9 protein-coding genes are annotated in these 11,335 nt (G+C 55.0%); 2 read left to right on the plus strand and 7 right to left on the minus strand.

The window, feature by feature from the left end; translation table 11 throughout:
* Positions 1–95 precede the first annotated feature (95 nt).
* Both A6U95_RS10985 and A6U95_RS10990 read left to right on the plus strand, forming a co-directional pair.
* Positions 96–1,016 carry a LysR family transcriptional regulator gene (locus A6U95_RS10985; protein ID WP_065684516.1) on the plus strand — a complete coding sequence of 307 codons (921 nt, stop codon included), beginning with the start codon at positions 96–98 and terminating at the stop codon, positions 1,014–1,016.
* 122 nt (positions 1,017–1,138) lie between these two features.
* Complete coding sequence (locus tag A6U95_RS10990) at positions 1,139–1,336, plus strand: 4-oxalocrotonate tautomerase family protein (protein WP_065684517.1); 198 nt, start codon at positions 1,139–1,141, stop codon at positions 1,334–1,336.
* Between the two features lie 156 nt (positions 1,337–1,492).
* On the opposite strand, the gene A6U95_RS10995 is transcribed toward A6U95_RS10990, so the two are convergent.
* From A6U95_RS10995 to mrcB, 7 genes are all read right to left on the minus strand, one after another.
* Entirely contained in the window at positions 1,493–1,609 is a 117-nt protein-coding gene (locus A6U95_RS10995; protein ID WP_198927298.1) for a Hok/Gef family protein, read from the minus strand.
* 446 nt (positions 1,610–2,055) lie between these two features.
* On the minus strand, positions 2,056–2,208 hold the full coding sequence (locus A6U95_RS11000) for a Hok/Gef family protein (protein WP_024484362.1): 153 nt from the start codon (positions 2,206–2,208) through the stop codon (positions 2,056–2,058).
* 305 nt (positions 2,209–2,513) lie between these two features.
* Positions 2,514–4,502, minus strand: coding sequence for a Fe(3+)-hydroxamate ABC transporter permease FhuB (fhuB, locus tag A6U95_RS11005; protein WP_065684519.1), 1,989 nt, complete (start codon positions 4,500–4,502; stop codon positions 2,514–2,516).
* Positions 4,499–5,404 (minus strand): Fe(3+)-hydroxamate ABC transporter substrate-binding protein FhuD, encoded by a 906-nt coding sequence (gene fhuD, locus A6U95_RS11010; RefSeq protein ID WP_065684520.1) that lies wholly within the window; start codon positions 5,402–5,404, stop codon positions 4,499–4,501. Before fhuD ends, fhuB begins: the two co-directional genes overlap by 4 nt.
* Positions 5,404–6,201: a Fe3+-hydroxamate ABC transporter ATP-binding protein FhuC gene (gene fhuC, locus A6U95_RS11015; RefSeq protein ID WP_024484359.1), complete on the minus strand. Its 798-nt coding sequence runs from the start codon at positions 6,199–6,201 to the stop codon at positions 5,404–5,406. Before fhuC ends, fhuD begins: the two co-directional genes overlap by 1 nt.
* 47 nt (positions 6,202–6,248) lie before the next feature.
* On the minus strand, positions 6,249–8,450 hold the full coding sequence (gene fhuA / locus A6U95_RS11020; RefSeq protein WP_065684521.1) for a ferrichrome porin FhuA: 2,202 nt from the start codon (positions 8,448–8,450) through the stop codon (positions 6,249–6,251).
* A 256-nt stretch (positions 8,451–8,706) separates the two neighbouring features.
* Complete coding sequence (mrcB, locus tag A6U95_RS11025) at positions 8,707–11,208, minus strand: bifunctional glycosyl transferase/transpeptidase (protein WP_065684522.1); 2,502 nt, start codon at positions 11,206–11,208, stop codon at positions 8,707–8,709.
* Positions 11,209–11,335: the final 127 nt, after the last annotated feature.

Consider the following 11,335-nt stretch of genomic DNA (forward strand, 5'->3'; position numbering starts at 1 on the left):
CTTTCATGTTATCCGAGGGAGAAAAATGAGCAACGCTGTTTTGAATAACGGCTTTGCGCTACAGTAGCCCTCCAATTTCCAGCCGGATGGATAACATGCCAACCGTGATTTCTACCGAATCTTTCAGCAGCATCATCCATTTTGTGACGGCTGCAAATTCAAGTAGCTTTACTCAAGCTGCGGAACAGCTAGGTGTGTCCAAATCAGCAATTGGAAAAAGCATTCAGCGTCTGGAACATAACCTCGGTACTCCTCTATTCCATCGCACCACGCGGAAAATCAGCCTTACGACAGAAGGAGAAGCATACCTGGCAAGCTGCCAGAGTGCGCTAGAGACATTACAGATGGCCGAGATGGCGTTACGTTCGAAACTAACGGAACCCGTAGGCACAGTCAGAATTGATCTTCCTGCTGCCTTTGGCCGTTCGGTCATGATGCCGGTGTTGATGGACATGACGAAACGCTATCCCCACCTGAAACTGACCATTACCTTTAATGACCGGATCATCGACCCTCTGGATATAGGTTTTGATCTCGCCATTCGTTTCGGGGCGGTTAAAGATACCACCGACCTTGTAGCCCGCAAGCTGAATGAGCAGCACCTGATTATCTGTGCATCGCCAGCCTATCTTTCTACCTATGGCACGCCTGAAACCTTAGCCGAACTGAGTATCCATCGCTGTATTTTAGCCTGGCGTGGCGGAGCACCTTTAAGCTGGTTGATTCGGAATGGTGAAGGGAAAGACATCAGACTTAAACCCGCACCTTTTCATCAAATCAGTGATGGCGACGCTATGATAGATGCCTGTATCGCCGGAGCCGGTGTGATTCAATTTCCGGAGGCGTTACTAAGACCGCATATACTGAGTGGTAAATTAGTGCCAATACTTGAAGCATACAACCCCTCACCAACCGAATTGAATGTCATATGGCCTCGAGCCCGTCATCTGCTACCAGGAGTACGCTTTATCATTGATGAATTAATCGCGTTAGCCGCACAAAAAACCTTCGGCTAATTGTAGATTTTTATTCTACGCTGTGTGCTCTTTTAGACAGTTTATCCACTTTCTCTACCCTAGTAGGATCCCTCCAACGTCAGATTACCTGACATATCATCCATTCTTATAGGGGTTCTAAAATGCCAGTAGTCAATATTCAGATGTTCGAGGGCCGTGACGACGCTAAACCTGCAATTGCTAAAGCGGTAACCGACGCTATCGCCACACACGCAAAAGTTGATCCGCAGTATGTGTATGTCATTTTCAATGACGTAACGACAGACAACTGGGCAATTTCCGGGGAACTCTTTTCCGAAACGCTTAAAAAGTTGAGCTGATAGTTACGGTTATAAACGACGGGCCAGAAGCCCGTCGTTTTGGTTTGTAGAGAATGGGTGCTCATAGATCTGCACGCTTACAACCAACTGGCGGGAGCAGGCCCCCGCCGTTGGGTTGCCTTACCGTTCGGATTCGTAGGCCAAAATGGCCGCAACCTACGTGTTGCCCGATCTAATACGCAGCTCGCAAAGTTTGCTGCGCGTTATCCATACCAACAAGATAACCGTGGTACAGATAATGACCAGTTTTACGATATCTCCTCTGTCTGGCATCATGCCTCCTTATCCTTGCCTCGCGGCGAGTAAGAAGCTAACCTAACGTTGTGGAGCGTTAGAGTTGGCCTCGGGTTGATATTATCGACTCGGGGCTTTTCTCTTTGTACCTTTCGCATTGGCTCCAGATACAAAGATCCAGAGCACCCATCCGCAGTATATTCATCTCACCAGCCCGACCAGCGGCCGTTTCACCCCTAATTTTCAACTTTGCGCAGTGCCACGCAATGCATTGTAACGGCCTGAAAAAACAGCGCTCAATGACCGTGGCAATATTGCTGAATGTGTAGGCCGAACTAACCTGAACGGGCGTAGCAGGATGAATGTGTGAGCAGACTCAAACAACGAACCGTCAGCCCGCCGTTTGAATTTGTAAGAGATGGGCGCTCATAGATCTGCACGCTTACAACCAACGGGCGGGAGCAGGCCCCCGCCGTTGGGTTGCCTTACCGTTCGGATTCGTAGGCCAAAATGGCCGCAACCTCCGTGTTGCCCGATCGAATACGCAGCTCACAAAGTTTGCTGCGCGTTATCCATACCAGCAAGATAACCGTGGTACAGATAACGACCAGTTTTACGATATCTCCTCTGTTTGGCATCATGCCTCCTTATCCTTGCCTCTCGGCAGATAAGAAGCTAACCTAACGTTGTTCGGCGTTAGAGTTGGCCTCGGGTTGATATTATCGACTCGGGGCTTTTCTCTTTGTACCTTTCGCATTGGCTCCAGATACAAAGATCCAGAGCACCCACCCGCAGTATATTCATCTCACCAGCCCGACTGGCGGCTGTTTCACGTCTAAAAACCAACTTTGCGCAATGCCACGCAATGCTTTGCAACTGCCTGAAAAACCAAGGGCCCAGCAATGCTGAGCCCTTGGTGGCAATGGTGGTAAGCCGAGATAGTCTACGAAGTTTGCTTACGCAGCAGATAGACAAAGTACGGCGCGCCAATAAAGGTCGCCAGCAGCCCTGCGGGGATTTGGTAAGGGAACATCACCATCCGGCCACACCAGTCCGCAAACACCATCAGCAGGCCGCCTAGCAGCGCAGCAATCACCATCTGCGGCAGCGCCCGGCGGAATCCCAACATCCGGGCCATATGCGGTGCCATCAGGCCAATAAAACTCAGCGGCCCGACGGTTAGCGTCGCCATCGCCGTCAGCGTTGCCGCCAGCAGCAAAATGCTCAGCCGGGTCGGCGTCAGGGCAATCCCTACGGAGCGTGCTGTAGCGCCGCCCAACGGCAGAATTGTCAGCCAACGTCTACACAGCGGGGCCAAGACTATCAACACGCCAGCAATCGCCGCCGTACGTATTGCCTGCGGAGCATCCACCGAGTAGGTAGAGCCGGAGAGCCACACCAACAGCCCTCCCATGCGGGGATCGCCACTGGCCAACAGCAGGAAAATGGTCGTGCTAAAGGCGGTGCTGAGGGCGATACCCGCCAACAGCATGCGTTCGGTAGAGAATCCGCCACGTCCAGCCGCAATCATGATGATCAACAGCGTAGCCGCCGCCCCCAGACTCCCGGCGGGTAACAACCACATAAAAGCATCACCAGGGACGATAAACAGCATCATTACCACGCCGAAAGCCGCGCCGGAACTGATCCCCAGCACTTCCGGGCTGGACATCGGGTTACCGGTCAGTTTCTGGATCAGCGTTCCGGCTACCGCCAGCATCATCCCGGCCGCCAGGGCTGAAACCACTCGTGGCCAGCGCCAAGGCATCAGCGCCTGTAATTCACTGCCCACGCTCCAGTGCCAGCCGTGGGGGTTTTGCCCAAACATCAGCGCCACCGCAATCCCGGCCAATAGTAAAACGCTCCCCAGCAGGATCCATATCGGCAAGCGGCCACGTTCGACAGGCACTTTGTCGCCCAAATCCATCGGCGGCGGAGTTGCGCTGCTGCGTAAGCGTGGTAACAACCAAAGCAGCAACGGCGCACCAATCAGTGCCGTCGCCGCGCCGGTTGGGATTTCACGCCACACCAGCGTCAGCCAGATCATCACCTGATCGGTCAACCAGAGCAGCAATGCCCCCAATAGTGGTGCCAACATCATGCGGTGCGCCAGACGGCGGGCTCCTAGCATCTTGGCCATCAACGGGGCAAATAGGCCGATAAAACCGATCACGCCGACCGCATTGACCAACATGGCGCTGAACACAATCGCCACCGCCAACGCCGCAAAGCGCGACAATGCCAGGCCCAGGCCCAGATTACGTGCCACGCCGTCGTCCAGCCCTAACAGCGTTAGTGGGCGGATCAATAAGGCGGCCAGCACGGCAACCAACAGCAAGCGCGGCAGGATAAACTGCACGGTCCCCCAATCCTGCTGGTTTAGCGCACCGGTACTCCACAGGAACAGACCTTGCAGCTGATCGTAATTGAACAACGCCAGCAGGCTATTGACCGCCCCGCAGTACAGCCCAAGTACCAGACCGGCCAGAATCAACGTCACGGGCGACATCCGTTTGCCCCAGGCAACGCCGAACACCAGCCCACCGACCACAATGGCACCAACCATCGCCGCCAGCTGTCGGGTCAATTCGCCCCCAGGCAGCATCCACAGCGTGGCAATCGTCAAGCCTAGCTGAGCCCCGGCAGCCACGCCGAGCGTGGCGGGTTCCGCCAAAGGATTACGTAATACCTGCTGGAACAGTACGCCGACCAATCCCAACCCGGCTCCCACCAGCAACGAGACTGACAGGCGTGGCAACAGGCTGTAGTGGAACAACATCTGATCGACATTGTCGATGTCTGGCTGTACCAACGCCTGTGACCACTGCTCCCACGGCAGTTGATGCAGCAGGTTGAAGAGCGTCAGGCCCCCCGCCGCGGCCAGCAGTAACAGAATCAGCGCTATCGGCAAGATACGCAGGCGTGCACTCATGAGCGGGTCTCCTGCGCCTGCTCCAGCAATCGGCAAAAACGCATGGCCGAAAGCGTAGCCCCGTAGAACCACACCGCTGGCACCTGCCGCAGTTGGCCCTGGCGGATAAACGGCAAGGCCTGCCACAGCGGCGTCTTGCTGACCTTATCCATCATGGCTTGATTACCGTGATCGAGATAAATCGCTCGCGCATTTTTTATTGTCGCCAGGCGTTCGATCCCCACCACCGAGGTCCCCCAGAAGTTGGTTTCCCCCTGCCAGGCATTCTCAATGCCTAGCTGATCCATCACTTCCTGAAACAGGCTCTTCTGACCAATCACCAACACGTGCCGAGGATCGAGCAAAGAAAACAGCAGCAGCGGCTGTTGCCGATACCCCGCCAGGCGGTTACGCGCCTCCAGCATGAAAGCATCAAACTGTTGCAGATGCTGGGTAGCCCGTGCTTCCAGACCTATCCGCTGTGCCAATTGCAGCAACGAGTTTTTGCCCACGGTGAGCGGTTTACCGCTGCCGTCGTTAAAACCAAACTCCATGGTCGGGCCGATAGGCTGCAGTTTTTGTGGCGAAGGGCCATAGCCTTTGGAAAGCAGGATCAGAGAAGGTTTGATCTGTTGCAACAGCTCCAGATTGGGTTCGGTACGTTGACCGACGTCGATCACCGAATCCGGCAACCGAGGATCTTGCACCCACAGGTTGTAGTTGTGGATATCGGCAACCGCTTGCGGCATCACGCCCAGTGCGATCAGCAGCTCGACCGGTAGCCACTCCAATGCCGCGATACGTGTGATATCGGGCAAACCTGTCGCACGCGACGGTAAAGAGAACAACAGAGGCGATAATGCCATCGCCGTTAATAAACGCCGGCGCAGCGGGTCATGATGAAAATCGGCAGAGGTAGGCATTAATACACGAAGCTCACTGGTGCACCGCCACTTGGATGCGGCAATATGCCCATCGGGATGCCGTAGATCTGTTCCAGCACCGGCCCTTGCATCAGTTCGAGCGATGACCCTTGGGCAATCATTTCGCCGCCGCGTAACGCCACCAGATGATCGCAATAACGAGCCGCCATGTTGATGTCATGCAGCACTGCAATCACCGTCAGGCCACGCTCATGGCTCAGGCGTTGGATCAACGCCAGCACTTCAACCTGATGGGCAATATCCAACGCAGAGGTCGGTTCATCCAGCAACAAACAACGGCTATCCTGCGCGACCATCATCGCCAGCCAGGCCCGTTGACGCTCGCCGCCGGAGAGGCTGTCTACCAGGCGGTTGGCAAAGGGTTTTAAACCTACCAGCCCGATCGCCTCTTCTACCAGCTCGCGATCGCCAGCCTTGAAACGGCCTAACGCGCCGTGCCACGGGTAGCGGCCGATGGCGACCAATTCGCGCACCGTCATCCCTTCCGCTGCAGGCAATTGCTGCGGCAGATAGGCCACTTGGCGAGCAAAGGCTTTGCTATCCCATTGACCCAGCGGTTGCCCATTAAGCAATGCCTGGCCAGAGGTAGGATTTTGGTGACGACCAAGGATTTTCAGCAGCGTGGATTTGCCGGAGCCATTATGACCAATCAATCCACACACTTTGCCTTGAGGAAAGGCCAATGACAGCGGCTGTAACAGCACCCGCCCTGGCACGGCAAAGCTCACGCGGTCGAGCTGGAACGTAGCATCGCGATTAAGGTGTTTATCCTGCATAGGCCCTGCTTGGCGGGGAGCGACCAAAGGCCGCTCCCGTTAGCCGATTAGAAACTGAAGGTTGCCGTGGCGACCACTTGACGTTCTGCCCCCCAGAAACAGCCATAGGTGGCGAAACAGCTAGAGACGTACTCTTTATCAAACAGGTTGTTAACGTTAAGCGCTACGGAAGAACCTGGCAGGTTGAAGCGCGCCAAATCATACTTGATCACGGTATTCCACACGGTGTAGTCCGGCACTTTGAAGGTGTTGGCTTCGTCACCATAGGTTGAGCCGGTATAACGTACACCTGCGCCCAGCGTCAGGCCACTCAATGCGGTTTCGTGGAAGGTATAATCCCCCCACAAAGAGGCCATATGCTTAGGAATGATCGCTGGCGTATTGCCCTGGTTGGTGGTGTCTTCGGTGTATTCTGCATCGGTATAGGTATAGGACGCCAGCAGGTTGACGTTAGCCGTCAGCGCCGCTTTGCCTTCCAACTCTACGCCGCGAGAGCGGATCTCCCCGGTTTGCTGCTGGAACCAACCTTTATCGGCATGCTCAACATCCGTGACCAGGTTATTTGACTTGGTCAGTTGATAGATGGCAATGGTGGCTGAGACAGGACGATCTTTTGGCATGTATTTCACGCCAGCCTCATACTGTTCGCCTTTGGAAGGCACAAAGGCCTTGCCGTCATACCCTGCGCCCACGTTCGGCTCAAAGGATTGCGCGTAGCTGACATATGGCGAGATGCCGTTGTCGAACAGATAGTTCAGGCCGATGCGATTGGTAGACTGGTGGTCTTTCTGCTCACTGTAGGGGATCGTAGCCATGTCGGTGCGATCCTCAACGGTGCTCTTAGCCCAGTCATAACGCGTACCGGCTGTCAGGATCCACTGGTTCCACTCGGCCTGTTCCTGCAGGTAAATACCCACCTGCCGTTGGCCATTGACCTTACTGGTTGGGTTTAACGTTCCCTTGGTATAATGACCAAACTGCGGGTTAGCCAGATCCAGTGGACTCGCCACACCCCAGCCGCCCTGAATATCGTTACTCATGCGCATAAAATCTACGCCAGCCAGCAACGTATGATCGACGCGGCCAGTAGCAAACTTGGCCTGGCCCTGGGTATCAACGCTGAAGTTATTCAGACGCTCATCCGAAGCGATATAGTTACGGTTCAGAGTCGTGTTGTCGGCGTTTACGCCGGTGCCATAGATATTGTTCTGGTTGGTATGCAACTGCATATAACGCAGGTTCTGGCGTACGGTCCAGGTATCATCGAAATCATGGGAGAAGCTGTAACCAAACATGCGCGTCTGGCGCGAATAGAAGTTACTCTTTTCACCTTCGTTGAAGCTGGTTGGCAGCTTGCCATAAGGCGCGTTGACCACCGTTCCCTGCATCGGCAACCAGCCGTAGTAGCCGAGGTTAGGATCGTTTTGCAGGTAAGAATACAGCGTCAGGTTGGTATGCTCATCGGGCTGCCAACTGAATGAAGGCGCAATGGTATAGCGTTTTTCCTTGGCCATCTCCTGCTGAGCGTCAGCGTCTTTGGCCAACCCGGTCAGGCGGAAGGAATACTTGCCGTCATCATCCAATGCATTACTGAAATCAAAGCCAGTCTGGAACAGGTTATCTGTACCCATTTTAAATTGGATTTCTTTCAGCGGTTCCGTGGTTGGGCGCTTGCTGATCAGCGAGATAATCCCACCTGGGCTGCTTTTACCGTAAAGCACGGAAGAAGGCCCGCGCAGCACTTCGGCCCGCTCAAGGAAATAAGGATCGATTACGGCCTCGTTAAAATAGTCGCCTTGCAGCTTCAAACCATCCAGATAGATATTCTGGTTGACCGAGCCAAAACCACGAATATAAACCGCATCATAGACGTTGGAGCTGCCGCGGCTGCCCACCATCACACCGGGGGTGAAGCCTAACGCTTCTTTCACCGAGGAAGGCTGCATAACGTCCATTTGTTCACGCGTGACCACCGATACCGATTGAGGGGTCTTCACTAGCGGCGTATCCGTTTTGGTGCCGGTCGCGCTGCGTTTCGCCACGATGGTGCCAACTGGGCCCCAGGCGCTTTCCTGTGAAGCACCGCCGTTGCCGCCCCCTACCACCGTAATAGTATCGGCATCCGCGGCAGCCGTCGTCTGGGCTGCAACCGCAGGTAAGGTTAGCGTAGCCGCGATCGTGGCAGCCAAAACGCTTACGGGGAACAAGCCTGATTTGGCCGGTGATGGGGAATAACGCTTGGTCGGCATGTCTGGTTTCTCTGATGTGGTTTGATAACGAATGTGAACGATAATAATTATTATAAGCGCGGCATTTTATGCAGAAGGCTAATGGAACTGCAAGCGTATTTCGGCCGTAAAAAAGCTATGGGATTGGCGCGGTAACCGCATTAACAGGGTGGAAATAAAACCAACAACAAAGAAAGGAAAGCCCGTAACAGAACGCTACGGGCTTGATAACACAGTAAAATCAAATGATAAATATGCTTAACATAACGATTGGGGGTTATTTGCCAAACATATCTTTTATCCAGCCAGCAACGCCGTCGGCATCTTTCTGTTCTCCGGCTTGTTGTTGCTGAGTTTGTTGCTGCTCGGCCTGGCTTGCCTGGCATAGCCCTTGCGGGTTTTCAGTCCAAACCGGGATGGTGCGCCAACTGCTGCCACCACAGATAAAGTTACCGGCAGAATCAATACCCATCTGGCTAATACCTTCAGGTTGTTGCAGCTTCAGTACCAGCGGCGTCTGGTTTTCCAGATAGCGACGATACAGCGTCAAGGCACCGTTGGCACCGGTCAGTTTGGCCGGGCCGTTATTGTCACGCCCTACCCAGGCAATCGCCACTTCCTTGCCGTCGATACCGGCAAACCAGCTGTCTCGCAGATCGTTAGTGGTACCGGTTTTAGCGGCCAGGTTGTAATTAGGGAACTTGACCGACAGCGAACGGGAAGTCCCGCGTGCCACACCCTGCTGCATAGCATACAGCGTCAGGTAAGCCGCCTGTGCAGGCACCATGCGTTCCGCCTGCGGGAAGCTCTGATACAACGCGGTACCATCTTCCGCAATCACCGAACGCACGGCAGACAGTGGCGCACGGTTACCTCCGCTGGCGATGGTCTGGTATTCCTGCGCCACTTCCATCGGCGTCAGGCCGATGGCCCCCAGCAATATGGAAGGCACCGGAGTGATCGCCGATTTAGGAATACCCAACTTTTGCAGGGTAGCGCTGATCTGATCCAGCCCCACCGACATCCCCAGGTTGACCGTTGGCACGTTGAGCGAGTTGGCCAACGCATCCACCAGCATCACCCGGCCACGGAACTGGCGATCGTAGTTATTCGGCTGCCACGAACTGCCATTCGGCAGTTTGATTGACAGCGGCTGATCGGCCAGCCAGGTATTGAGCCGATACTTATCCGGTTCCGACAGCGCGGTCAGATAGGTTGGCGGCTTGGCCAGTGACCCTACCAGACGGCGCGCCTGCAGCGCACGGTTAAAGCCGGCAAACTGAGGATCGGCACCGCCCACCATGGCACGAACCTCTCCGGTAAAGCGGTCGACAATCACCATCGCCGCTTCCAGATCGTTCAGGTGACGCGCAGCACGCAGCGCCGGGATACCGTCTTCCACCGCCTTCTCGGCCGCATCCTGTGAAACCGGATCCAACGTAGTGAAGATCTTCACCCCGGAAAGATCGTTAACCTTGTCACCCAGCTTGGCCTGCAACTCCTGACGCACCAGTTGCATAAACGCAGGCTGCGGTGAAATCACCCCACCTTTCGGCTGTACGCCCAGCGGGCGAGCACTCAGCATGTTGTACAGCTCAGCGTCGATCACCCCCTGGTTCTGTAACAGCTTGAGCACCAGGTTACGACGCTCCAGCGCCAACTTTGGGTTACGCCAAGGGTTGTACAGCGAGGCCCCTTTCACCATGCCCACCAGCAGCGCCTGCTGATCCAGACTCAGTTCATCGACCGGGCGACCAAAGTAGTACAGGCTGGCCAACGGGAAACCACGGATCTGATCGCTACCGCTCTGGCCGAGATACACCTCGTTCAGATACAGCTCCAGAATACGGTCTTTGCTATAACGGTAATCCACCAGCAAAGCCATGTAGGCTTCGTTGACCTTACGCCACAGCGAACGCTCGTTGGTCAGGAACAGGTTTTTTACCAGTTGCTGAGTCAAGGTACTGCCGCCCTGCACCGCACGCCCGGCTGTCAGGTTGGCCACCACGGCACGGCCAATGGAGTAAAAGCTGATACCATCATGCTCGTAGAAATGGCGGTCTTCGGTAGCGATTAGCGTGTCGACCAGCAGATCAGGGAAACCAGAGCGCGGCACAAACAGGCGTTGCTCGCCATTCGGCGATTGCAGCATGGTGATCAGGCGCGGATCGAGGCGGAAGAAGCCAAAGTTACGCTGATTTTCCATGTTGACGATTTTCGCCAGGCCATTGTTTTGGAAATCGAGGCGAGCGTGGATCTGGCCTTCTTTGCCATCCGGGAAATCAAACGGGCGGCGCAGCATCTCGATGCTGTTGGCCTGCACGGTAAACTCTCCAGGCCGGGTCATGCGGCTGACCTGGCGATATTGCATCCCTTCCAGCAGGGCAATCATTTCTTTCTTGCTGTAAGGCATACCCGGCTCAAGGTTGACCATGCGGCCATACACCGCCGCCGGTAGCTGCCAGACTTTGCCATCGATGCGGCTACGGATCTGGGAATCCAGATAAACTCCGTAGATCGCCAGCAGCACCGCAATCACCAGGAACAGTTTTATCAGCAGGCCGAGCCAACGGCGCTTTTTACGCGGCGACTTCGCTTTTACCTTGGGCGGCATGCGTTGTTCCTCTTCGTCGTCATCGTACTCATCATCGTCATACTCATCCTGATACTCGTCTTCTTCATAATCGTCGTCACGCTGACGACGCGCCGGTTTACGCGGCACATTACGTTTTGGTTGTTTGCCTTTGCGCCCGATGGGCTCGCGGTCATCCCCAGCCATTGCGGTTCTTCTCCACGCTTGCAGCACTCTATACCCTATGGATTTCAAGCTGTAGCTAGGCGACAAGCTATCTCATCCCCAGGAGCTTACTTTTGGGTAAGTGACTGGGGTGTGATAGCGCAGGTAA

It is taken from the genome of Serratia sp. 14-2641 (genome assembly GCF_001692375.1).
GTDB lineage: Bacteria > Pseudomonadota > Gammaproteobacteria > Enterobacterales > Enterobacteriaceae > Chania > Chania fonticola_C.